Below are 24,282 nucleotides of genomic sequence, written 5' to 3'. Positions count from 1 at the left end.
TCAGCGGCATCGACCGCGATCGCGACTGCTCAGGCGTGCAGGTCAATCGCGGATAGTTTCCACGAGAACAGGCCGAAGCGGTGGAAGATCGCCGCATAGCGCGTGCCGTCGGCGTTGCGCTGGTAGGTTACGACGAATTCATCGATATTCCGGTAGCCGGCATGCGTTTGCTGCGGATGACCGGCATCGCTCGGGCTCGCTGGCGCGGGTGCCGGCGCAGCCGAGGCGGTGGCGTTGCTGCCCGGTAGGGGTGCGCTCGCCGGATTGGCCGGCGGCGTGGCCGGTGCGTTGCCGGGCGCACCGCCTGACGGCGGGCCCGGCCATTCAGGTGGCCGCTCGCCCGGATTGCCGCGCGGCGGGATGCCGCTCATCAGCGCGGCCACACCTTCCGGTGTCGCATAGACATCGACCAGCGGGCCGATCAGTGCAGATCCGATCAGCGCGCCAATCACCGCGAACGGATTGTCCTTTTTCACCGCATCGATCCGGCGCATCAACTCTTCCGTGACCTGCTGCTTCAGGCTGATGCGCAGCGACGGAAAATCGACATATCCGCTGACCGCTTGCGCATCGCGCGCATCGATCGCCGATTTCAGGCGACCGAGCGCGACGTACGGCGAGGCGTACGCATAGCCGATCGCCATCAGGACGGCGACGACCAGCGTGACGATCAGCAGGGGCTTGAGCCGCCATGCGCGGCCCGAAGATCCAGTCACGATGCCTCCGGTGCGGACAGGTTCCGCAATCAGAGACCGCCGTGCGTGGCCGATCGTTCCTCGGCAATGCAGCGATCGATCATCCGGCACACGGCATCGATCGTCCCGACCATGATCAGGCGCGACCGACCGTGATAGACGCGCACGGGCGCACGGCGCGCCGGTTCCGCGTGATTCAGGCCGGCGTTCAGCGACACCCGCGCGAATGCGGGAAGCGCCGACGGCAGCAGCGACGCCTGCCGTTCAACTGCGACTTCTTGGCTCACCACGGGCGCTGTGGCGGACAGCGGCGCGCAGGGCGTGCGGCCGCGCAGGTGACGCAGGCGACCGAATTGACGGAAAGGCAGCAGACGGGAAAGGCGTTCCATGGTGTTCTCCTCAGCGAGACCGATTGTCAGAGTTCGCCCGAGCGGATCAGCCCGACGGCGATGCCTTCCAGCGCGAATTCCGCGCTGCCGGCCTTGACGAAGATGTTTTCGTAATCCGGGTTCTCCGCGATCAGCTCGAGGCCGCCGGGCCGGCGCATCAGGCGCTTGACCGTGACGTCGTCGCCGAGACGCGCGACGATGATCTGGCCGTCCTTCGCTTCGGTGCGCTTCTGCACGGCGAGGAGGTCGCCGTCGAGAATGCCGGCGTCGCGCATCGACAGGCCGCGCACCTTCAGCAGGTAGTCGGGCTTGCTGGTGAACAGTGCGGGATCGCACACGTAATGCTGCGAGATGTGTTCCTGCGCGAGGATCGGGCTACCGGCCGCCACCCGGCCGACGAGCGGCAGCGACAGCTGCATCAGGCCGGCATGCGGCAGCGTGAACTGGTGCGGCGCATCGTCGATGCCAAGCAGGCGGATGCCGCGCGACGCGCCGGCGGCCAGCTCGATCACGCCTTTACGCGCCAGCGCACGCAGGTGTTCCTCGGCCGCATTCGGCGAGCTGAAACCCAGCTCGGCCGCGATCTCGGCACGCGTGGGCGGGAAACCGGAGCGCTCGATCGCGCGGCGGATCAAGTCGAACACTTGCTGCTGACGGGCGGTGAGTTTGGTCATGGCTCAACTGTATGGATAGACAGTGAGCTGTATTTTTATACAGTACTTCGAGAATTTCAAGTGTTACTTGAGGTTCGACGCGATCGCGCCGGTTCCGGCGCGATGTCGCGACGTCCGGACGCCGGTTCGTCCGCCGCAACCGTCCGTCCCGTCTGCGTTAGCACTTTTGAGTATTAAAAAATGAAGAACGATTATTTTTAATCATGTAACCCGTTCGTTAGACTGGCCCGACATCGCAATACCGACAACACTGGAGAACCAAGGATGGCGAAGCGCAATACGGGGCTGGTGGGCGGAGTGGGCCGCCTGATCGCAACACTCGCGCTGGGCGCGGCGGCGGCGCTGGGCGTCGCGACGCATGCCCAGGCCGATACGACGTTCCTGAACGTATCGTACGACCCGACGCGCGAGTTGTATCAGGACTTCAACCAGGCGTTCGGCAAGGAGTGGAAGGCGAAGACGGGCGAGACGGTCAACTTCAAGCAGTCGCATGGCGGCTCGGGCGCGCAGGCGCGCTCGGTGCTCGACGGCCTGCAGGCCGACGTCGTCACGCTGGCGCTCGCCTACGACATCGATGCGCTCGCCAACAAGGGGCTGGTGAACAAGGATTGGCAGAAGCGCCTGCCGGACAACGCATCGCCGTACACGTCGACGATCGTGTTCCTGGTGCGCAAGGGCAACCCGAAAGGGATCAAGGACTGGGACGACCTGACCAAGCCGGGCATCTCGATCGTCACGCCGAACCCGAAGACGTCGGGCGGCGCGCGCTGGAACTACCTGGCCGCATGGGCGTACGCCGTGCACAAGCCGGGCGGCAACGAGCAAAGCGCGAAGGAATTCGTGACGAAGCTCTACAAGAATGCAGGCGTGCTCGATTCGGGCGCGCGAGGCGCTACGACGAGCTTCGTGCAGCGCGGCATCGGCGACGTGCTGATCGCGTGGGAGAACGAGGCGTTCCTGTCGATCAAGGAATTCGGCACCGACAAGTTCGAGATCGTCGTGCCGTCGGTGAGCATCCTGGCCGAGCCGCCCGTCGCGGTGGTCGACAAGGTGGTCGACAAGAAGGGCACGCGCAAGCTGGCCGAGGCCTACCTGAATTTCCTGTACAGCCCGCAGGGCCAGGAAATCGCGGCGCGCAACTACTATCGTCCGCGTTCGAAGAACGTGCCGGCAGAGCTGACGAAGCAGTTTCCGAAGCTGAAGCTGTACACGGTCGACGACACCTTCGGCGGCTGGACGAATGCGCAGAAGACGCATTTCGCGGACGGCGGCGTGTTCGACTCGATCTACAAGCCGCAGTAACGCCAGGCAGCAACCCATAACGACAGCGGCGCGCCACGACAGCGCGCCGTATCCCCGGCGCAAACGCCGGCGCGGCTCACCGCGCCGGCGTTTGTGCCGGACCCGTGAGCAGCATCGACCCAGCAAGAGCATCCGATGACGACGTACACCTTTCGCAAGCCGAGCGCGCTGCCCGGTTTCGGCGTGACGCTCGGCATCACGGTGGCCTATTTGAGCCTCGTGGTGCTGATCCCGCTCGCCGCCACGTTCCTGAAGACCGCGACGCTGTCGTGGGACCAGTTCGTCACCGCCGTCGCGTCGCCGCGCGTAGTCGCGTCGTACCGGCTGACGTTCTCCGCGGCGCTCGGCGGCGCATTGATCAACGCCGTGTTCGGCTTTCTCGTCGCGTGGGTGCTGGTGCGCTACACGTTCCCGTTCAAGCGCCTCGTCGATGCGATCGTCGACCTGCCGTTCGCGCTGCCGACGTCGGTCGCCGGCATCTCGCTCGCTGCCGTCTATGCGACCAACGGCTGGGTCGGCCAGTATCTCGCGCCGTTCGGCATCAAGATCGCGTTCACGCCGGTGGGCGTGCTGGTGGCGCTGACCTTCATCGGGCTGCCGTTCGTCGTGCGCACCGTGCAGCCCGTGCTCGAGGATTTCGAGCGCGAGCAGGAAGAGGCCGCCGCGTGCCTCGGCGCGTCGCGCTGGCTGACGTTCCGCCGCGTCGTGCTGCCGGCCGTGCTGCCGGCGCTGCTCACCGGGTTCGCGCTCGCGTTCGCGCGCGCGCTCGGCGAATACGGGTCGGTGATTTTCATTGCCGGCAACGTGCCGATGAAATCCGAGATCACGTCGCTGCTGATCATCACGAAGCTCGAGCAATACGACTACGCGGGCGCGACCGCGCTGGCGGTCGTGATGCTGGTCGTGTCGTTCCTGATGCTGCTGCTGATCAACACGCTGCAGTGGTATCTGCAGCGCCGGACGAGCCGTGGCTCGTCCGGCAAGGGAGCGAGCGGCCCCGCGCCGTCGACCGTCACCGTTGCCGCGACCGCGGCAGGAGGCCAGCAATGAGCCAGGAGTCCAGCGCCGTGCTCAACCACCCGTCCGCCGCGCGCGTGCGCGCCGCGAAACAGCTCGACCCCGTCAGCGAGCCGCGCGCCGTGCGCTGGCTGCTGATCGGCGTCGCGCTGGCGTTCCTCGCATTCTTCCTCGTCGTGCCGCTCGCCGCGGTGTTCTTCGAGGCGCTGCGCAAGGGCGTCGGCTTCTATCTCGAATCGCTCGCCGATCCCGACGCATGGTCGGCGATCAAGCTGACGCTGACCGTCGCCGTGATCGCGGTGCCGCTGAACCTCGTGTTCGGCGTGTGCGCATCGTGGGCGATCGCGAAGTTCGAATTCCGCGGCAAGGCGTTGCTGACCACGCTGATCGACCTGCCGTTCTCCGTGTCGCCGGTGATCTCGGGCCTGGTCTACGTGCTGCTGTTCGGTGCGCAGGGCTGGCTCGGGCCGTGGCTGCAGGACCACGACGTGCAGATCATCTTCGCGGTGCCGGGCATCGTGCTTGCGACGATCTTCGTCACGTTCCCGTTCGTCGCGCGCGAACTGATCCCGCTGATGCAGGCGCAGGGCACCGACGAGGAAGAGGCCGCGCGCGTGCTGGGCGCGTCGGGCTGGCAGATCTTCCGGCGCGTGACGCTGCCGAACGTGAAGTGGGGCCTGCTGTACGGCGTGATCCTGTGCAACGCGCGCGCGATGGGCGAGTTCGGCGCGGTGTCGGTCGTGTCCGGTCATATTCGCGGCGTAACCGACACGATGCCGCTGCACGTCGAGATCCTGTACAACGAATACAACTTCGCGGCGGCGTTCGCGGTGGCGTCGGTGCTGGCGCTGCTCGCGCTCGTCACGCTCGCGCTGAAGCTGCTCGCCGAGCGTCATCTTGCTGCCGAGCTGGCCGGCGCACGCGATGACGTTCCCGCTCATGCCGGCCCCGTCGCCGCCAATTCGTCGAATTCGTAAAGAGGCAATCAGAATGGGTATCACCGTCCGTCACCTTCACAAGCGCTTCGGCGATTTCACCGCCCTCGACAACGTGTCGCTCGACTTTCCGCCGGGCGAGCTCGTCGCGCTGCTCGGGCCGTCCGGCTGCGGCAAGACCACGCTGTTGCGCGTGATCGCGGGCCTCGAGCACGCGGACGCCGGCCAGGTCGTGCTGCAGGGGCTCGACGTCGCGTCGGTCGGCGCGCGCGACCGCCAGGTCGGCTTCGTGTTCCAGCATTACGCGCTGTTCCGCCACATGACCGTATTCGAGAACGTCGCGTTCGGGCTGCGCGTGAAGCCGCGCCGCGAGCGGCCGTCGGAAGCGGTGATCCGCGACAAGGTGCACGAACTGCTGAAGCTGGTGCAGCTCGACTGGCTCGCGCAGCGCTATCCGTCCGAGCTGTCGGGCGGCCAGCGCCAGCGGATCGCGCTGGCCCGTGCGCTCGCGGTCGAGCCGAAGGTGCTGCTGCTCGACGAGCCGTTCGGCGCGCTCGACGCGAAGGTGCGCAAGGAATTGCGCGGCTGGCTGCGGCGCCTGCACGACGACCTGCACATCTCGACGATCTTCGTCACGCACGACCAGGAGGAAGCGCTGGAAGTGGCCGACCGCATCGTCGTGCTGAACCGCGGTCACGTGGAGCAGGTCGGCAGCCCGCAGGACGTCTACGATCATCCTGAAAGCGCGTTCGTCTACGAGTTCCTGGGCGCGGCGAACCGGCTGCCGGGCACGGTCGCCGGACGCGGCTTCGTCGCGGAAGGCGCGGCGGCGCCGATCGCGGTCGACGCCGATTTCGCGGGCCCCGCGAACGCGTACGTGCGGCCGCACGATCTGCAGCTGTGGCCGGCCGGCGACGGGCATCGCGACGGCATCGCGGTCGACGTGCGCCGCGTGATCCCGCTCGGCGGCTCGGTGCGGGTCGAGCTCGAGGCGCGCACGGGCGGCGCGCTCGAAGCGGAACTCGATCGCGACGCGTGGCGTGCGCTCGCGCTGCAGGTCGGCGACGGCGCGACGGCCGTGCCGCGCGCGGTCCGCGTATTTCCCGCACACTGACGCCCGAACCCGATAAAGAGAAGAGGGCGGCTACCGCTCCGAATCGACATTCGAACAACGACAGCCTAAGAGGCATACCCATGAATTTTCAGCAATTGCGTTTCGTGCGCGAAGCCGTGCGCCAGAACATGAACCTGACGGAGGTCGCGAACGTGCTGTACACGTCGCAGTCGGGCGTGTCGAAGCAGATCAAGGATCTCGAGGATGAACTGGGCGTCGACATCTTCATCCGGCGCGGCAAGCGGCTCACGGGGCTCACCGAGCCCGGCAAGGCCGTGCACCAGCTGATCGAGCGGATGCTGCTCGACGCGGAAAACCTGCGCCGCGTCGCGCGCCAGTTCGCGGACCAGGACAGCGGCCACCTCGTCGTCGCGACGACGCACACGCAGGCGCGCTACGCGCTGCCGAAGGTGATCCGGCAGTTCACCGACGTGTTCCCGAAAGTGCATCTCGCGCTGCGCCAGGGCAGCCCGCAGCAGATCGCGCAGATGATCCTGAACGGCGAAGCCGATCTCGGCATCTCGACCGAGGCGCTCGATCGCTATCCGGACATCGTCACGTTCCCGTGCTATTCGTGGCACCACACGGTCGTCGTGCCGAAGGGGCATCCGCTCGTCGGCCGCGAGAACCTGACGCTCGACGAAATCGCCGAGTACCCGATCATCACGTACGACCAGGACTTCACGGGCCGCTCGCACATCGACCAGGCGTTCGCGCAAGCCGGCGCCGTGCCCGACGTCGTGCTGACCGCGATCGACGCGGACGTGATCAAGACCTACGTCGAGCTCGGGATGGGGATCGGCGTCGTCGCGGCGATGGCCTTCGATCCGCAGCGCGACACCGGGCTCGTCGCGCTCGACACGCAGCACCTGTTCGAGGCAAGCACGACGCGCGTCGGGTTGCGCAAGGGCGCGTTCCTGCGCGCGTATGCGTACCGGCTGATCGAGATGTTCGCGCCGCACCTGAACGAAGCGGAAATCGCCGGGCTGCTGCGCGAAGCGGTCTGACGGCGGGGCGATGTTCCGGGGGCGCGGCAAGCACCCGCCGGACGCGTTGCATGGGGGCCGCCATGACGCCGGTTCCGTGCCGTCATGGTGTGCCGGCGCGTCGAACCTTCGATCGAAGTCGTCGCTGGCAGTCCGGTTGGCCGCCAGCGGCGGCCGCCGCGTGTTCGCCGATCAACAGAAAAACAAGACGGCAGATCCGAATGCCTCGTTGCGACCATGTCGAACGGGTCATTCTCATGAAGATATGATCTAATTCGCGGAAACGCCGGTCGGCGAACCGCGTCGGCGCTGCGTCGCACCGCGAATCCTGCGTCACGCATGACCAAGAGGCGATCAATGAACCTGAAATGGTTTCTCTTTTCCTTCGAAGGCCGGATCGGACGTTTGCCGTGGTGGATCTACGCGGTGGCCTACGGCGCGCTCAGCGCGATCTTCGATGCGGGGTCGCGCGGCTCGTCGCACGAGGATCTGCCGCTGCTGGTGATGCTCGTGCTGTTCGCGATTGCGGTCGTGTCGGTGTGGTCGTCGATCGCGGTCGGCGTGAAGCGGCTGCACGACATCGACAAATCGGGGTGGTGGATGCTGCTGATCGTCGTGCCGGTCGTCGGTGCGATCGTGCTGTTCGTGATGAACGGCTTCATCGCCGGCACGCCGCACGCGAATCGCTTCGGCGAGCCGCCGTCGGACGATCGCGACGAAGCGGCGCCGCGCAACCCGGTGTAACGCGCGGCAATCGGCACGCGCGGCCGTGTGCTCCGAATAAACCCTTAAATATTGATCAGACGGGTTGCGCGTCGAACCGAAACGGTACAGCATAGCCTCCACTCCGCCGGCGTCCCGCCGGCGGTGGCGCGTCGACGACAGCACGCGCCAGGCAGTCGGCCGTCTGCCTCGCTTCCATTCCGTGGTACCGACAAGCAGCATTGATGGCCAATGCCCGGGTAGTGTGGCGCAAACGTTTGCTCACATTAAAACAACAGTCCGGCCCGTCGGGCCAGTCGCCAGGAGATGTGTATGAATGTCCTCTTTCGCCGTCGCTTCCTGACCGCCGCGCTTGCCGCCGTCGCGGTCGCCGCCGCGCCGGCCGTCCATGCGCAATCCACGGCCAAGCCGAAGGTCGCGCTCGTGATGAAGTCGCTCGCCAACGAGTTCTTCCTGACGATGGAAAACGGCGCGAAGGAATACCAGAAGCACAACGCCGGCCAGTTCGACCTGATCACGAACGGCATCAAGGACGAGACCGACACCGCGAACCAGATCCGCATCGTCGAGCAGATGATCGTATCGAAGGTCGATGCGATCGTGATCGCGCCGGCCGATTCGAAGGCGCTCGTGCCGGTCGTGAAGAAGGCGGTCGACGCGGGCGTCATCGTCGTGAACATCGACAACCGGCTCGATCCGGACGTGCTGAAGTCGAAGAACCTGAACGTGCCGTTCGTCGGCCCGGACAACCGCAAGGGCGCGCGCAAGATCGGCGACTACCTCGCGAAGCGGCTGAAGGCGGGCGATCAGGTCGGCATCCTCGAAGGCGTGTCGACGACGACCAACGCGCAGCAGCGCACGGCCGGCTTCCAGGATGCGATGAAGGCGGGCGGGATGAAGGTCGTGTCGGTGCAGTCGGGCGAATGGGAGATCGACAAGGGCAATGCGGTCGCGGCCGCGATGCTCAACGAATACCCGAACCTGCGGGCGCTGCTGTGCGGCAACGACAACATGGCGATCGGCGCCGTGTCGGCCGTGCGGGCGGCGGGCAAGCAGGGCAAGGTGTTCGTGGTCGGCTACGACAACATCAACGCGATCAAGCCGATGCTGAAGGACGGCCGCGTGCTCGCGACCGCCGACCAGTACGCGGCGAAGCAGGCCGTGTTCGGCATCGACACGGCGCTCAAGGCGATCGCCGAGCATCGCAAGCAGGCCGACATGACCGGCGTGGTCGAGACGCCGGTGGATCTCGTGACGAAGTAACGCCGCCCCGCCACGGCCGCCGCCCTCAAGAATCCGGGCAGGCGGCCGTTATACGGAGTGAGCGCGATCACGGCCACTGCATGCACTTGTGAGCGTCATACCCGCGCGCCGCGTGCGCGCGGCCGCAACCAGGATCGCGATGGAACCGACCTTCCAACCCTCCCGTTCAGCCGTTCCCGTGCTGTCGGTCTCCGGCGTGGGCAAGACCTACGCCGAACCCGTGCTCGCCGACGTCACGCTGACGCTCGCGCCGGGTGAAGCGCTCGCGCTGACGGGCGAGAACGGCGCAGGAAAGAGCACGCTGTCGAAAATCATCGGTGGGCTCGTCGACCCGACGACCGGCACGATGCAGCTCGGCGGCGAGGCCTATGCGCCGGCGAGCCGCACGCAGGCCGAGGCGCTCGGCGTGCGCATGGTGATGCAGGAGCTGAACCTGCTGCCGACGCTGACGGTCGCCGAAAACCTGTTTCTGAACCGTCTGCCGCGACGCTTCGGCATCATCGACCGCGCGCGGCTGCGTGACGACGCGCGTGCGGCGATGGCGCAGGTCGGGCTCGACGCGGTCGACCCCGATACGCCGGTCGGCGCACTCGGCATCGGCCACCAGCAGATGGTCGAGATCGCGCGCAACCTGATCGGCGACTGCCGCGTGCTGATTCTCGACGAGCCGACCGCGATGCTGACCGCACGCGAGGTCGAGCTGCTGTTCGCGCAGATCGACCGGCTGAAGGCGCGCGGCGTGGCGATCGTCTACATTTCGCACCGGCTCGAGGAGCTCGCGCGCGTCGCCGAGCGCGTCGCGGTGCTGCGCGACGGCCGGCTCGTGCACGTCGGCGACATGGCCGCGACGACGTCCGACGGGCTCGTCACGCTGATGGTCGGCCGCGAGCTCGGCGAGCACATCGATCTCGGCACGCGCCGGATCGGCGCGCCGCGACTCGTCGTGTCGGGCATGACGCGCGGCACGGCCGTGCAGGACGTGTCGCTCGAAGTGCGCTCGGGCGAAATCTTCGGCATCTCGGGGCTGATCGGCGCGGGGCGCACCGAATTGCTGCGGCTGATCTACGGCGCGGATACGCCGGATGCCGGGATGATCGCGGTCGGCGATCCGCTGAAGCCGGCGCGTATCGGGTCGCCGGTCGACGCTGTCAAGCACGGCATCGCGCTGATCACCGAGGACCGCAAGGGCGAAGGTCTGCTGCTGTCGCAGTCGGTCACGTCGAACGTGTCGCTCGGCCAGCTCGACCGGCTCGCGCGCGGCGGCATCGTCGACATGACGCGCGAGACGGCGCTCGCCGAGCAGCAGATCGACGCGTTGCGGATCCGCACGCACGGCGCCGCGCAGCCGGTCGGCGAATTGTCGGGCGGCAACCAGCAGAAGGTCGTGATCGGCCGCTGGCTCGCGCGCGACATGGACGTGCTGCTGTTTGACGAGCCGACCCGCGGGATCGACGTCGGCGCCAAGTTCGAGATCTACACGCTGATGGGCGCGCTCGCGCGCGAGGGCCGCGCGCTGGTGGTCGTCTCGAGCGACCTGCGCGAGCTGATGCTGATCTGCGACCGGATCGGCGTGATGTCGGCCGGCCGCATGACCGCCGTGTTCGAACGCGGCAACTGGACCCAGGATGCGCTGCTGGCTGCGGCGTTCGCCGGCTTCGGCCGCGAAGCGCTGCCGGAAGGCACGCGGCATCCGGATGCGGAAAGCGCGCCGCGCGCGGCTTCCGGCACTTCGACGACAGGACGACAGCAATGACCCAGCCTCCCGTATCCCCGACCGACGCAGGCGCGCAGCAGGACGTGACGGGGCGCCGCGCGCGCACGCTGTCCGGCACGCGGCTCGGCCTGTCGAACTATCTCGGGCTCGCCGGCGCGCTCGCCGCGATGATCGCGTTGTTTTCGGTGCTGAGTTCGCATTTCCTGACCTACGATACGTTCAGTACGATCGCGAACCAGATCCCCGATCTCGTCGTGATGTCGGTCGGGATGACCTTCGTGCTGATCATCGCCGGCATCGACCTGTCGGTCGGCTCGGTGCTCGCGCTGGCTGCGTCGATGGTCAGCGTGGCCGCGCTGAAATGGCAATGGGGGCCGCTGCCGGCCGCGCTGATCGGGATCGCGGTCGCGACCGTGACCGGCTCGCTGACGGGCGCGATCACGGTCGGCTGGCGGATTCCGTCGTTCATCGTGTCGCTCGGCGTGCTCGAGGCCGCGCGCGGCGTCGCATACCAGCTGACGAATTCGCGCACGGCCTACATCGGCGACGCATTCGATTTCCTGTCGAACCCGATCGCGCTCGGCATCTCGCCGGCGTTCCTGATCGCGGTCGCGGTGATGATCGCGGCACAGTTCGTGCTCACGCGTACCGTGTTCGGGCGCTATCTCGTCGGGATCGGCACGAACGAGGAGGCCGTCCGGCTTGCCGGGGTTAACCCGCGGCCGTATAAAATCCTCGTATTCGCGTTGATGGGCGCGCTCGCGGGGCTCGCGTCGCTGTTCCAGATTTCGCGGCTCGAGGCCGCCGACCCGAACGCGGGCGCGGGCCTCGAGCTGCAGGTGATCGCAGCCGTCGTGATCGGCGGCACGAGCCTGATGGGCGGGCGCGGCTCGGTGATCAGCACGTTCTTCGGCGTGTTGATCATCTCCGTGCTGGCCGCGGGGCTGGCGCAAATCGGCGCGAACGAGCCGACCAAGCGGATCATCACCGGGGCGGTGATCGTGGTGGCGGTCGTGCTCGACACGTATCGCAGCCGGCGCGCGCGCGCCCGGTAAAACTACACAGAAAGCAGACCAGAGAGAAACGGGAAATGGCGACGATCAAGGATGTGGCGGCCATGGCGGGCGTGTCGTTTACGACCGTCTCGCACGTGGTGAACAATTCGCGGCCGGTGTCCGCGGATGTGCGTGCGAAGGTCGAGGGCGCAATCCGCGAGCTGAACTACGTGCCGTCGGCGGTGGCGCGCTCGCTGAAGGCGCGCTCGACGGCGACCATCGGCCTCGTCGTGCCGAACAGCACGAATCCGTACTTCGCGGAGCTTGCGCGCGGTATCGAGGACCAGTGCGCGGCCAACGGCTATTGCGTGTTCTTCTGCAATTCGGACGACGATCCCGTCAAGCAGCGCAACTACCTGCGCGTGCTGCAGGAAAAGCGCATCGACGGGCTGATCGTCGCGTCGGCCGGCGAGGACGCAGTGCTCGCGCAGACGCTCGCGGACGCGCATGCGCCGCTCGTCGTCGTCGACCGTAACATCGAGGGGCTCGCGGCCGACCTCGTGCAGATCGATCACGAACGCGGCGCGTACCTGGCGACGCGTCACCTGCTCGAACTCGGGCACGCGAAGATCGGCTGCATCACCGGGCCGACCGACACGGCCGTCAGCGCGATGCGCGTGCACGGCTTCATCCGCGCGATGGCCGAGCGCGGCGTCGACATCGTGCCGGGCGCGATCGCGGAAAGCGATTTCTCGTGCCTCGGCGGCTATCACGCGGCGTCGCGGCTGTTCGAGTCGGTGCATCCGAGCGCGATCTTCGCGGGCAACGACCTGATGGGCGTCGGCGCGCTGCGCGCGGCGGCCGAGCGCGGGATGCGCGTGCCGGACGACTGCTCGATCATCGGTTTCGACGACATCGAATTTTCCCGCTACACGTATCCGGCGCTGTCGACGGTCGGCCAGTCGGTGCGCGCGCTCGGCGAAATGGCCGCGCAGACGCTGATCGAGCGGATCGGCGGTGGCTCGACGGCCGCGCCGAGCCGTCGTCGCGTCGTGTCGCCGCGCCTCGTGCTGCGCGAATCGACGGCGGTCTACCGCGAGCCGGCAGTGCCCGGCGGCCGCCCATGACGGCGCGTGCAGCGGGCGCCGGCCGCGTGACGGTGGTCGGCAGTCTCAACATGGATCTCGTCGTGCGGGCGCCGCGGCTGCCGCAGCCGGGCGAAACGCTCGCCGGCCATGCCTACGCGCAGGCGGCGGGCGGCAAGGGCGGCAACCAGGCCGTCGCGGCCGCGCGGCTCGGCGCGCAGGTCACGATGATCGGCTGCGTCGGCGCGGATGCGCACGGCACCGCGCTGCGGGCCGGCCTCGAGGCCGAAGGCATCGATTGCACGCGGCTCGCGACGAGCACGTCGGCGTCGACCGGTGTCGCGCTGATCGTCGTCGACGACGCGAGCCAGAACACGATCGTGATCGTCGCGGGTGGCAACGGCGAAGTCACGACCGATACGGTGGCGCAGCACGAGGCCGCGCTGGCCGAGGCCGACGTGCTGATCTGCCAGCTCGAGACGCCGCCGGACGCCGTGTTCGCTGTGCTGTCGGCCGGCCGGCGGCTCGGCCGCACCGTGGTGCTCAATCCGGCGCCGGCCGTCGCGCCGCTGCCGGACGGCTGGCTGCCGCTCGTCGATTACCTGATCCCGAACGAAGTCGAGGCGGCCGCGTTGACCGGGCTGCCGGTGCGTGATCCGGCCGAGGCGGAAGCCGCGGCACATGCGCTGCGGGCGGCCGGCGCGCGCAACGTGCTGATCACGCTCGGCGCGCGCGGCGTGCTTGCGCTGACGGCCGGTGGCGCGGCGCGCCACTATCCGGCGCCCGTCGTGCAGCCGGTCGACACGACCGCGGCCGGCGATACCTTCATCGGCGGCTTCGCCGCGCGGCTCGCGGCCGGCGAGGACGTCGACGCCGCGATCCGCTTCGCGCAACGCGCGGCGGCGCTGTCGGTCACGCGCGCAGGCGCGCAGCCGTCGATTCCCACCCTCGCCGAACTGGCCGAATAGGGCGGATCGCTCATCGCGGCCGGCGCCTGCATCAGCAGGCGGCCGGCCCTCTCCCGCTGATCAGCCGGAATTCGACATTCGCCCCGTCATTTGCAGCGCAAGCCGCAATGTTCCGCACCTATTATTCAAAAAAAGGTAATAAACAGACGGATTGCGGGGAAAATTGACGTCAATACCATCAAGTTGTGTTGCGGATGGTCGTAAATGCATCGGAACGGAACAGTGTTTCGAAAAACGGGCCCGGCCCGTCCATGACGACGCAACACAGGAAAAATGATGGTGATCGGAAATCTGACGATACGTGCGCGCATCGGTTTGACGATGGCGTTTCTCGCGGTACTGCTCGGGGTGATCGGCGTGCTCGGCCTGTACGGGATGACACGCTCGAACGACTCGACGCGCGAAATCTTCACGAACCAGATGCCGAGCGCGGCCGATGTGGCCGTTGCGGAGATCTACGCGGCCCGCGAGCGCCTGGCGCTCGATCGCGCCGCGCTGCTGGCGGGGACGCCCGACTCGGCTGCTGCGGTGGAGCGTAGCCGCGCGATGCGTGCGCAGTCCGATTCGTGGTGGAAAAAGTACCTTGCGCTGCCGCGCGACGCGGAAGAGGACCGACTCGCGCAGGACGTCGCCGCGAAGCGGCAGGCGCTGCAGCGCAGTTGCGACGCGTTCGGCGGCCTTGTCGCGACGGGCGACCACGACCGGATCGGCGAGGGCGCCAAGCAGCTCCAGGTGCTTTACAACGATCTCGCGGTTGCGAGCGAGGCGCTGCGCAATTTCCAGTTCGGCGCGGCGCAGACGAGCTTCGATCAGTCGGAATCGGCGTACGAAACGCTGCGCGTGCTGACGATCGTCGTGCTGGCGGCCGGTCTGGTCGCGGCGGTGCTGTCGTGGCTGACGCTCAGCCGTGCGATCGGCCGTCCGCTCGCTGACGCGCTCGCGCATTTCGACGCGATCGCCGCGGGCGACCTGCGCCGCGCGATCGTCGTGCATCGGCGCGACGAAATGGGCCAGCTCCTCGACGGCCTCGCGAAGATGCAGCGGGGCCTCGTCGACACGGTGCGCACCGTGCGCGGCGGCAGCGAGTCGATCGCGACCGCGGCCCGGCAGATCGCCGCCGGCAACATCGACCTGTCGTCGCGCACGGAAGAACAGGCGTCCGCGCTGCAGGAGACCGCATCGAGCATGGAACAGCTGACCGGTACCGTGAAACAGAACGCGGACAATGCGCGGCAGGCAAGCTCGCTGGCCGCGAATGCGTCGGAGATTGCAGACAAGGGCAATACGGTGGTCGGCCAGGTGGTCGGCACGATGGGCGAGATCAACGACAGCGCTGCGAAGATCGCGGACATCATCGCGATCATCGAGGGAATCGCGTTCCAGACCAACATCCTGGCGCTGAATGCGGCCGTCGAAGCCGCGCGTGCCGGCGAGGAAGGACGCGGCTTCGCGGTCGTCGCGGGCGAGGTGCGCAGTCTCGCGCAGCGTTCGTCGAGCGCGGCCAAGGAGATCAAGGTGCTGATCGACGCGTCGGTGGAGCGCATCCGCACGGGTTCGACGCTGGTCGACGAAGCCGGTCGCACGATGAGCGACGTGATCGGTGCGGTGCAGCGCGTCACGGACATCATGGGCGAGATCGCGGCGGCATCCGAGGAGCAGAGCAGCGGCATTGACCAGGTCGCGCGCGCGGTCACGCAGATGGACGAGGTCACGCAGCAGAACGCCGCGCTCGTCGAGGAAGCGGCGGCCGCCGCGCAATCGCTCGACGAACAGGCCGCGCGCCTGCGCGAAACGGCGTCGGTGTTCCGGATCGACGACGACGCGGGGCGGCCGGTGGCCGCGGCCGCTGCACGGCAGGCGCCGCGCGCGGTTCCCGCACCGGCTGTCGTGCCGGTGTCGCCGTCCGCACCGGCCGCTGCGCGCGACGAGCGCGATGCAGCGCCGAAGCGGCCGGTGCCGGCGCGCAAGCCGGCCGCCGCCGCGGCTGCCGGCGCCGACGACTGGGAGACGTTCTGAATCGCGCGCGCCGCGCATCTATCCCCATTTGGTGGTACACGACGCCCGCGGCCTGCGGGCGTCGTCGTTTCGGCAACCGATGGAATGTGACAGCGCGCGTGACGGTTCATGCGTCGCCGCGCGTTGCATGTGCGCCCTGCGCGCTACGGGTATCTCCGGACGATGCGAAAAAAATTTGTAACGGCGCGCGCGACGTGTCGTCGCAAACGTCGGCTCGAACGTCTAGGGATGAAGGGGAGCGTGAAGGCGCAGCGACGACGACGGAGGTGTCCAACGCACGAGACGTTCCGATGCTCGACGAGACGTGGCGGATGCAGTTTCTGCGACACGGGAGATCGATTGTAAAGCGTCGAAATGCGTTGTCCAACCGGTGTTGTCGAGAATGACGAACTTCATACGAAGAGTTCGTGAAAAAAAATAAGAAAGGGTTTAGGATGAATTCGAACGCGCTTGCTTCTGCGCAGTCATAGAAGGCAAGCACGTCTTCAGACTCAGGCGAGGGAGGTAGCATGGATATTTACAGCAGCTTCGCGAACCGCTTCGAAAAAACGCGAGAGGAAGAGTTCTCGCTGGAGGAGTACCTCGCGCTCTGCAAGAACGATCCGTCGGCGTACGCCACGGCAGGCGAACGCATGCTGGCTGCAATCGGGGAACCGGAACAAATCGATACCCGCAACGAGCCGCGCCTGTCGCGGATCTTCGCTAACAAGGTTATCAAGGTCTATCCCGCGTTCCGTGAGTTCTACGGCATGGAGGAAGTGATCGAGCAGGTGGTCGCCTACTTCCGCCACGCCGCGCAAGGGCTCGAAGAGAAGAAGCAGATCCTCTACCTGCTCGGTCCGGTGGGCGGCGGCAAGTCGTCGATCGCCGAGCGCCTGAAGCAACTGATGGAGCGCGTGCCGTTCTATGCGCTGAAGGGTTCGCCCGTCAACGAATCGCCGCTCGGGCTGTTCGACTACGACGAAGACGGCCCGATCCTCGAAGAGCAATACGGCATTCCGCGCCGTTATCTGAAGAACATCCTGAGTCCGTGGGCCGTCAAGCGCCTGCACGAATACAACGGCGATATCCGCCAGTTCCGCGTGGTGCGCCGCTATCCGTCGATCCTGCGGCAGATCGGCATCGCGAAGACGGAGCCTGGCGACGAGAACAACCAGGATATTTCCTCGCTCGTCGGCAAGGTCGACATCCGCAAGCTCGAGCAGTACGCGCAGGACGATGCCGATGCGTACAGCTACTCGGGCGGCCTGTGCCTCGCGAACCAGGGCCTGCTCGAATTCGTCGAAATGTTCAAGGCGCCGATCAAGGTGCTGCACCCGCTGCTGACCGCGACGCAGGAAGGCAACTTCAAGGGCACCGAAGGATTCGGCGCGATTCCGTTCGACGGGGTGATCCTCGCGCACTCGAACGAGTCGGAGTGGAAGGCATTCCGCAACAACCGCAACAACGAGGCACTGCTCGACCGGATCTTCGTCGTGAAGGTGCCGTACTGCCTGCGCGTGTCGGAAGAGGTCAAGATCTACGAGAAGCTGATCCGCAACTCGTCGCTCGCCGAAGCCGTGTGCGCACCGGGCACGCTGAAGATGATGTCGCAGTTCTCGGTGCTGTCGCGCCTGCACGAGCCGGAGAATTCGAGCCTGTTCTCGAAGATGCAGGTGTATGACGGCGAAAACCTGAAGGACACCGATCCGAAGGCGAAGTCGTATCAGGAGTATCGCGACTACGCGGGCGTGGACGAAGGGATGACGGGCGTGTCGACACGCTTCGCGTTCAAGATCCTGTCGCGCGTGTTCAATTTCGACTCGAGCGAGGTCGCGGCCAACCCCGTGCACCTGATGTACGTGCTCGAGCAGCAGATCGAACGCGAGCAGTTCCCGCCGGAAACCGAGCAGAAATACCTGTCGTTCGTGAAGGACGTGCTCGCGTCGCGCTACGCGGAATTCATCGGCAAGGAGATCCAGACGGCGTACCTCGAATCGTATTCCGAATACGGGCAGAACATCTTCGACCGCTACGTCACGTATGCGGATTTCTGGATCCAGGACCAGGAATTCCGCGATCACGACACGGGCGAGAGCTTCGACCGCGCCTCGCTGAACGCGGAGCTGGAGAAGATCGAGAAGCCGGCCGGCATCAGTAATCCGAAGGATTTCCGCAACGAGATCGTGAACTTCGTGTTGCGTGCGCGGGCGGCCAACGCGGGCAAGAACCCCGTATGGACGAGCTACGAGAAACTGCGTGTCGTGATCGAGAAGAAGATGTTCTCGAATACCGAGGAACTGTTGCCGGTCATTTCGTTCAACGCGAAGGGTTCGGCGGAGGAGCAGCGCAAGCATGAGGACTTTGTGAACCGGATGGTCGCGAAGGGCTATACGCCGAAGCAGGTGAGGCTGCTTTGCGACTGGTACCTGCGCGTGCGCAAGTCGTCATGACGCGCGCGGTACCGCGCCCGTGCGGTTCGTCCGCGCGGGCGCCCTCAGAGACGCCGCCCGCATGACGGCAGACGGCATGTGCGGCGAGCGTCCCGGCATATCGACTTTCGAGCGGGAGACCGGGAGTGCTTCATCAAATCATCGACCGCAGGCTGGCCGGCAAGAACAAGAGCATCGCCAACCGCGAACGCTTTCTGCGTCGCGTCAAGAACTACATTCGTCGTGCCGTATCCGATGCGGTGCGCGACCGTAGCATCAAGGATATCCAGAGCACGCAGAGCATCACGATCCCGCGCAAGGACATCGCGGAGCCGAATTTCCGGCACGCGCCGGGCGGGCGTCGTGAATACGTGCACCCGGGCAACGCGGACTACGTCCGCGGGGACAAGATTCCGCGTCCGCAGGGCGGCTCGGGCGGCGGCGGCAGCCAGGCGAGCAACGAGGGCGAAGGGCAGGACGACTTCGTGTTCGAGCTGTCCCGTGACGAATTCATGCAGTACTTCTTCGACGATCTCGAGCTGCCGCGCCTCGTGAAGACGCACCTGCTGACGGTGCCGAGCTGGAAGAACGTGCGCGCGGGCTGGTCGGCGGAAGGCACGCCGAACAACATCGACGTCGTGCGCTCGCTCAGAAGCGCGCTTGGCCGGCGCATCGCGCTCGGCTCGCCGCTCGTCAACGAATTGCGCGAGCTGGAGGCCCGGCTCGAGGCGCTGAAGGCCGACACCGAGGACCGCCGCGAGGAAATCGCGACGCTCGAGGCGGAGATCCATCACCTGAAAGGGCGCATCTGGCGAATCCCGTTCATCGATCCGTTCGACCTGCGCTACATCAACCGCGTGAAGCAGCCGCAGCCGTCGAGCCAGGCCGTGATGTTCTGCCTGATGGACGTATCGGGCTCGATGGACGAGCAGCGCAAGGATCTCGCGAAACGCTTCTTCATCCTGTTGTACCTGTTCCTGAAGCGTAACTACGAGCGCATCGAGGTCGTGTTCATCCGTCATCACACGCGCGCCGAGGAAGTCGACGAGGACACCTTCTTCCATTCGACCGAAAGCGGCGGCACCGTCGTGTCGAGCGCGCTCGAACTGATGCGCAAGGTGATGAACGAGCGCTACTCGCCGACCGAATGGAACATCTACGGCGCGCAGGCGTCCGACGGCGACAACTGGACCGACGATTCACCGAAGTGTCGCAAAATCCTGGAAGAGGATATCCTCACCAAGACGCGCTATTTCGCGTATATCCAGGTCGCACCGGAAGAGCAGAACCTGTGGCTTGAGTATGCGCAGCTGGCGCTGTCGCAACCGCATCTCGCGATGAAGAAAGTCGAATCGGCTGCCGATATTTACCCGGTATTTCGCGAATTGTTCGAAAAGCAGGTGGAAATGTCATGACGACCCGCCATCTGCACAACGAGTCGCGCGGCTACGCGCCGCGCCCTTCCGGTGACGACACGGCTGGCCCTGCCGCATCGCAGCAAAGCGGCCGGACCGAACCGGCGGCGCCGGCCGCCGACTTGCCCGGTGCCGGGCAGAAGGAAGCGCGTATGAACGTTGCCGAACGCAAGCCGCTGCCGTGCCCGTCCGACTGGACGTTCGAACTGCTTGAGGAATACGACACGCACATCTCGCAGGTCGCCGAGCAATACGAGCTCGATGTCTATCCGATCCAGCTCGAACTGATCAGCGCCGAGCAGATGATGGACGCGTACGCGTCGGTCGGGATGCCGGTCAACTATCGCCACTGGTCGTTCGGCAAGCACTTCCTCGCGACCGAGAAGAGCTATCGCCGCGGCCAGATGGGCCTCGCGTACGAAATCGTCATCAACTCGAATCCGTGCATCGCGTATCTGATGGAAGAGAACACGATGACGATGCAGGCGCTCGTCATCGCGCACGCGGCGTACGGGCACAACTCCTTCTTCAAGGGCAACTACCTGTTCCGGCTGTGGACCGACGCGCACGCGATCATCGACTATCTCGTGTACGCGAAGAACTACGTCGCCGAATGCGAGGAGCGCTACGGCCTCGATCGCGTCGAGGAACTGCTCGATTCGTGCCATGCGTTGATGAACTACGGCGTCGACCGCTACAAGCGGCCGCAGAAACCGTCGCTGTCGAAGGAGGCCGCGTTGCGGCGCGAGCGCGAGGCGTACCTGCAGTCGCAGGTCAACGAGCTGTGGCGCACGCTGCCGGGCAAGAAACCCGAGCAGATGGAGGAGCAGGAGGGCCGCTATCCGCCTGAGCCGCAGGAGAACCTGCTGTATTTCGCGGAGAAGAATGCGCCGCTGCTCGAGCCGTGGGAGCGGGAAGTGATCCGCATCGTGCGCAAGATCGGCCAGTACTTCTATCCGCAGCGGCAGACGCAGGTGATGAACGAAGGCTGGGCGACGTTCTGGCACTACACGCTGCTGAACACGCTGTACAACCAGGGCAAGCTGGAAGACGGCTTCATGATGGAGTTTCTGCATTCGCACAGCAACGTGGTCTACCAGCCGCCCGTCACGAAACCGTACTACAGCGGGATCAACCCGTATGCGCTCGGCTTCTCGATGATGAGCGACATCCGCCGGATCTGCGAAGCGCCGACGGAAGAGGACTACAAGTGGTTTCCGGAGATCGCGGGCACCCCGTGGCTGCCGGCGATGCACTACGCGATGCGCAACTTCAAGGACGAGAGCTTCATCGCGCAGTACCTGTCGCCGAACCTGATCCGCGAGATGCGGCTGTTCTCGGTGCTCGACGACGACATGCGCGATTCGCTCGAGGTGTCGGCGATCCACGACGAGTCAGGCTACCAGTATGTGAGGCAGGCGCTGTCGCGGCAGTACGACATCCATCACCGCGAGCCGAACATCCAGGTGTGGGCCGTGAACACGCGCGGCGACCGCAGCCTCACGCTGCGCCACTTCATGACTGACAACCGCCATCTGTCGAACGACAGCGAGGAGGTGCTCAAGCACATGGCGCGGCTCTGGCAGTTCGACGTGTATCTCGAAAGCGTCGATGAGGCCGGTACCGTGCGCAAGCGCTACGAGTGCCGCTACGTGCCGCCCGAGGTGCGTGCCTGACTCGCGTGACGAGTTTGCATCGGACGCCAGCCTGACGGCTGGCGTTTTCATATGACGAACACGTGGCGAGAGAAAATTCTTCTACATCCGGACGAACCCGGAAAGCCCGTTACTTTACATTTCGCTAAAATCCCGTAGCGCCGTGCGCCGGAACCGGTGCCACGTGCGACCGCACGCGGCGGCCCCGAGCCGTCTCGCCCAGCAAGCACTAAAAGGAACAGACCAACCCATGGACGTCCAGACCGACCAAGCTGCGCTGACCGCGCATGACACCCGGCGGCGCGTGTTCGCCATCGTCGGCGCCTCATCGGGCAACCTCGTCGAGTGGTTCGATTTCTACATCTACTCGTTCTGCGCGCTGTACTTCGCGCCGGCGTTCTTCCCGAGTGGCAACACGACGACGCAGCTGCTGAACACGGCCGGCGTGTTCGCGGCCGGCTTCCTGATGCGTCCGATCGGCGGCTGGCTGTTCGGCCGCATCGCCGACCGTCACGGCCGCCGCGCGGCGATGATGATCTCGGTGCTGATGATGTGCGGCGGCTCGCTCGTGATCGCGGTGCTGCCGACCTATGCGCAGATCGGCGCGCTGGCGCCGGCGCTGCTGCTGGTCGCGCGCCTGTTCCAGGGGCTGTCGGTGGGCGGCGAATACGGCACGAGCGCAACCTACATGAGCGAGGTCGCGCTGAAGGGGCGGCGCGGCTTCTTCGCTTCGTTCCAGTACGTGACGCTGATCGGCGGCCAGCTGTGTGCGCTGCTCGTGCTCGTGATCCTGCAGCAGGCACTGTCGAATGACGAACTGAAGGCGTGGGGCTGGCGCATTCCGTTCGTGTGCGGTGCGGCGGCCGCGCTGATCTCGCTGTACCTGCGCAAGTCGCTCGACGAGACGTCGACGAGCGCATCGCGCGACAAGAAGGACGCGGGCACGATCCGCGGCGTGTGGCAGCACAAGGGCGCATTCTTCACGGTGGTCGGCTTCACGGCCGGCGGCTCGCTGATCTTCTACACGTTCACCACGTACATGCAGAAGTACCTCGTGAACACGGCCGGCATGCATGCGAAGACGGCCAGCAACGTGATGACCGTCGCGCTGCTCGTGTACATGCTGATACAGCCGGTGTTCGGCGCGCTGTCCGACAAGATCGGCCGCCGCACGTCGATGATCCTGTTCGGCACGTTCGCGGTGATCGGCACGGTGCCGCTGATGCACGCGCTGAAGACGGTGACGAGCCCGACGGCCGCGTTCGTGCTGATCACGATCGCGCTGGCAATCGTCAGCTTCTACACGTCGATCAGCGGCCTCATCAAGGCCGAGATGTTCCCGCCCGAAGTGCGCGCGATGGGCGTGGGCCTGTCGTATGCGGTCGCGAACGCGATCTTCGGCGGCTCGGCCGAGTACGTCGCGCTGTGGTTCAAGTCGATCGGCAGCGAGGAAACCTTTTACTGGTACGTGACGGTGCTGTGCGCGATCTCGCTGATCGTGTCGTGGCGAATGCGCGACCCGAGCAAGGAAGGGTATCTGCGTCACGAACCGTGATGGAAGGGGCAGCCCGGCCGGGGCTGCCTGCATCGACCGGCAACCTGCAACAGGACGGCGCTCCGCCACGCAGGCGGCGCGCCGTTTTTTCATGCATGGCATCTTCGCATCGGAGCGCGTGCAAGCTCATCGCGGGACGCGCGATATCGATATCGCAATCGCTTCGTTGTCCGCCGCGGGCGATGCTCTTATTCTGAACCCGTAGTTCGTGTGACACCTCCTTGACTGGGATTCGCGCCCGCTGCGTGCAGCGGGCGTTTTTTTGCGCGCACGCCTTGCATGCGGCCCGCACGCCTCATCACGAAACCCGCTGAGCAAAGCACCATTCGTTGGTTCGGAATTGCCGCGCGCGCTGATACGTTAGCGGCTTCGCGACGACACACGGCGTCGCGATGTTCCTCGAACCGGCCGCCGTGCGATCCGCGGCGGCCTTCATGACAAATCAGGTCGTGCTCATGAAAATCCACACTCTCGCCACATGGCTCGTCGGGGCCGCGCTCGTCACGGCCGGCACGGTCGCGCACGCGGACCGGCTCGACGACATCAGGAAGGCCGGCGTGCTGCGCGTTGCAACCTTCGACAGCAATCCGCCGTTCGGCTATGTCGACGGCAAGAGCAATCACATCGTCGGTCTCGACGTCGACTATGCGAAGGCGCTGGCCGACAAGCTCGGCGTCAAGCTGCAGCTGCAGCCGACCAATCCCGCGAACCGCATTCCGTTCCTGACCTCCGGCAAGGTCGACCTGGTGCTCGCGAACTTCACGATCACCGACGAGCGCGCGAAGCAGGTCGACTTCAGCATCCCGTACTTCTCGTCCGGCCAGCAGTTCCTCGCGAAGAAGGGTGTGCTGAAATCGGCCGACCAGCTGAACAACCTGCGCGTCGGCGCGGACAAGGGCACGACGAACGAGATCACGCTGCGCGAGAAATTCCCGAAGGCGACGATCGTCGCGTACGACGACACGCCGTTCGCGTTCGCCGCGCTGCGAGCCGGCAACGTGCAGGCGATCACGCAGGACGGGCCGAAACTGATCGGGCTGCTCGCGAACGTGCCCGACAAGCAGAACTACGAGATCCCGGCGTTCACGATCTCGAACGACTACATGGGCGTCGGCGTGCCGAAAGGCGAGACGCGCCTGCTCGGTTTCGTGAACGACACGCTCAAGGGGTTCGAGGCGAACGGCCGCGCGGGGCAGATCTACGATGCGTGGTTCGGGCCGACGACGAAGACGCCGCTCACACGCATCTTCCGCATCGGCGACAAGACCTGAGCCGCGCGCCAGATGCGTCGCGATCCGCCGCCGGCCGTGCCGGTGTGCGCCGGTCGCGGCGCTTTCCATTTTTCTTCGCTTCTTTCGATCGCGCGCTCC

Annotated in this window: 20 protein-coding genes; 17 read left to right on the top strand and 3 right to left on the bottom strand. The window is 66.0% G+C overall.

The features are described 5' to 3' along the window. Window positions 1-29: 29 nt before the first annotated feature. From DIE22_RS06670 to lexA, 3 genes are read right to left on the bottom strand one after another with little or no spacing between them, the layout of a single operon-like run. Window positions 30-716 (bottom strand): DUF2939 domain-containing protein, encoded by a 687-nt coding sequence (locus DIE22_RS06670; protein WP_124604797.1) that lies wholly within the window; start codon window positions 714-716, stop codon window positions 30-32. 29 nt (window positions 717-745) lie between these two features. Continuing rightward, the gene (locus DIE22_RS06665) at window positions 746-1,084 is read right to left on the bottom strand and encodes a hypothetical protein (protein WP_124497513.1); all 339 of its coding nucleotides are present in this window, start codon (window positions 1,082-1,084) and stop codon (window positions 746-748) included. A gap of 26 nt (window positions 1,085-1,110) precedes the next feature. After that, the gene (gene lexA / locus DIE22_RS06660; RefSeq protein ID WP_124497514.1) at window positions 1,111-1,758 is read right to left on the bottom strand and encodes a transcriptional repressor LexA; all 648 of its coding nucleotides are present in this window, start codon (window positions 1,756-1,758) and stop codon (window positions 1,111-1,113) included. Between the two features lie 264 nt (window positions 1,759-2,022). Between lexA and DIE22_RS06655 the strand changes: the two genes are divergently transcribed. The 17 genes from DIE22_RS06655 (at window position 2,023) to DIE22_RS06570 (ending at window position 24,183) form a co-directional block, all read left to right on the top strand. Then, window positions 2,023-3,060, top strand: a complete 1,038-nt coding sequence (locus tag DIE22_RS06655) for a sulfate ABC transporter substrate-binding protein (protein ID WP_124497515.1) — start codon at window positions 2,023-2,025, stop codon at window positions 3,058-3,060. Between the two features lie 135 nt (window positions 3,061-3,195). Next, window positions 3,196-4,110, top strand: a complete 915-nt coding sequence (cysT, locus tag DIE22_RS06650) for a sulfate ABC transporter permease subunit CysT (RefSeq protein ID WP_124604764.1) — start codon at window positions 3,196-3,198, stop codon at window positions 4,108-4,110. Then, window positions 4,107-5,054, top strand: coding sequence for a sulfate ABC transporter permease subunit CysW (gene cysW / locus DIE22_RS06645; RefSeq protein ID WP_124604763.1), 948 nt, complete (start codon window positions 4,107-4,109; stop codon window positions 5,052-5,054). The genes cysT and cysW overlap by 4 nt, the downstream gene beginning before the upstream one ends. Window positions 5,055-5,067: 13 nt before the next feature. Beyond that, entirely contained in the window at window positions 5,068-6,126 is a 1,059-nt protein-coding gene (locus DIE22_RS06640; RefSeq protein ID WP_124497518.1) for a sulfate/molybdate ABC transporter ATP-binding protein, read from the top strand. An 80-nt stretch (window positions 6,127-6,206) separates the two neighbouring features. After that, the gene (locus DIE22_RS06635; protein WP_059606665.1) at window positions 6,207-7,133 is read left to right on the top strand and encodes a CysB family HTH-type transcriptional regulator; all 927 of its coding nucleotides are present in this window, start codon (window positions 6,207-6,209) and stop codon (window positions 7,131-7,133) included. A gap of 336 nt (window positions 7,134-7,469) precedes the next feature. Further along, window positions 7,470-7,856 carry a DUF805 domain-containing protein gene (locus tag DIE22_RS06630; RefSeq protein ID WP_185640563.1) on the top strand — a complete coding sequence of 129 codons (387 nt, stop codon included), beginning with the start codon at window positions 7,470-7,472 and terminating at the stop codon, window positions 7,854-7,856. Between the two features lie 291 nt (window positions 7,857-8,147). Beyond that, window positions 8,148-9,098 carry a sugar ABC transporter substrate-binding protein gene (locus DIE22_RS06625; protein WP_124497520.1) on the top strand — a complete coding sequence of 317 codons (951 nt, stop codon included), beginning with the start codon at window positions 8,148-8,150 and terminating at the stop codon, window positions 9,096-9,098. A 139-nt stretch (window positions 9,099-9,237) separates the two neighbouring features. Then, window positions 9,238-10,851, top strand: coding sequence for a sugar ABC transporter ATP-binding protein (locus DIE22_RS06620; protein WP_124497521.1), 1,614 nt, complete (start codon window positions 9,238-9,240; stop codon window positions 10,849-10,851). Next, entirely contained in the window at window positions 10,848-11,867 is a 1,020-nt protein-coding gene (locus tag DIE22_RS06615; RefSeq protein WP_124497522.1) for an ABC transporter permease, read from the top strand. Before DIE22_RS06620 ends, DIE22_RS06615 begins: the two co-directional genes overlap by 4 nt. A 35-nt stretch (window positions 11,868-11,902) precedes the next feature. Beyond that, a complete protein-coding gene (locus tag DIE22_RS06610) occupies window positions 11,903-12,934 on the top strand; it encodes a LacI family DNA-binding transcriptional regulator (RefSeq protein ID WP_124497523.1) in 1,032 nt (343 codons plus the stop codon). Continuing rightward, on the top strand, window positions 12,931-13,860 hold the full coding sequence (gene rbsK, locus DIE22_RS06605; protein WP_124604762.1) for a ribokinase: 930 nt from the start codon (window positions 12,931-12,933) through the stop codon (window positions 13,858-13,860). Before DIE22_RS06610 ends, rbsK begins: the two co-directional genes overlap by 4 nt. Window positions 13,861-14,136: 276 nt before the next feature. After that, window positions 14,137-15,876: a methyl-accepting chemotaxis protein gene (locus DIE22_RS06600; RefSeq protein ID WP_124497525.1), complete on the top strand. Its 1,740-nt coding sequence runs from the start codon at window positions 14,137-14,139 to the stop codon at window positions 15,874-15,876. A gap of 509 nt (window positions 15,877-16,385) precedes the next feature. Further along, window positions 16,386-18,308 carry a PrkA family serine protein kinase gene (locus DIE22_RS06590; protein ID WP_124497526.1) on the top strand — a complete coding sequence of 641 codons (1,923 nt, stop codon included), beginning with the start codon at window positions 16,386-16,388 and terminating at the stop codon, window positions 18,306-18,308. Between the two features lie 125 nt (window positions 18,309-18,433). Further along, window positions 18,434-19,702 (top strand): YeaH/YhbH family protein, encoded by a 1,269-nt coding sequence (locus DIE22_RS06585; protein WP_124497527.1) that lies wholly within the window; start codon window positions 18,434-18,436, stop codon window positions 19,700-19,702. Next, on the top strand, window positions 19,699-21,378 hold the full coding sequence (locus DIE22_RS06580) for a SpoVR family protein (protein ID WP_124497528.1): 1,680 nt from the start codon (window positions 19,699-19,701) through the stop codon (window positions 21,376-21,378). Before DIE22_RS06585 ends, DIE22_RS06580 begins: the two co-directional genes overlap by 4 nt. A gap of 229 nt (window positions 21,379-21,607) precedes the next feature. After that, window positions 21,608-22,912 (top strand): MFS family transporter, encoded by a 1,305-nt coding sequence (locus DIE22_RS06575; protein WP_124497529.1) that lies wholly within the window; start codon window positions 21,608-21,610, stop codon window positions 22,910-22,912. Window positions 22,913-23,367: 455 nt separating this feature from the next. Beyond that, window positions 23,368-24,183: an ABC transporter substrate-binding protein gene (locus DIE22_RS06570; protein WP_124497530.1), complete on the top strand. Its 816-nt coding sequence runs from the start codon at window positions 23,368-23,370 to the stop codon at window positions 24,181-24,183. The last annotated feature ends 99 nt before the right edge of the window (window positions 24,184-24,282 follow it).

It is taken from the genome of Burkholderia sp. Bp9142 (assembly GCF_003853415.1).
GTDB lineage: Bacteria > Pseudomonadota > Gammaproteobacteria > Burkholderiales > Burkholderiaceae > Burkholderia.
Note: the sequence above shows the minus strand (reverse complement) of the source record. Positions and strands in the feature narration are given on the sequence as shown.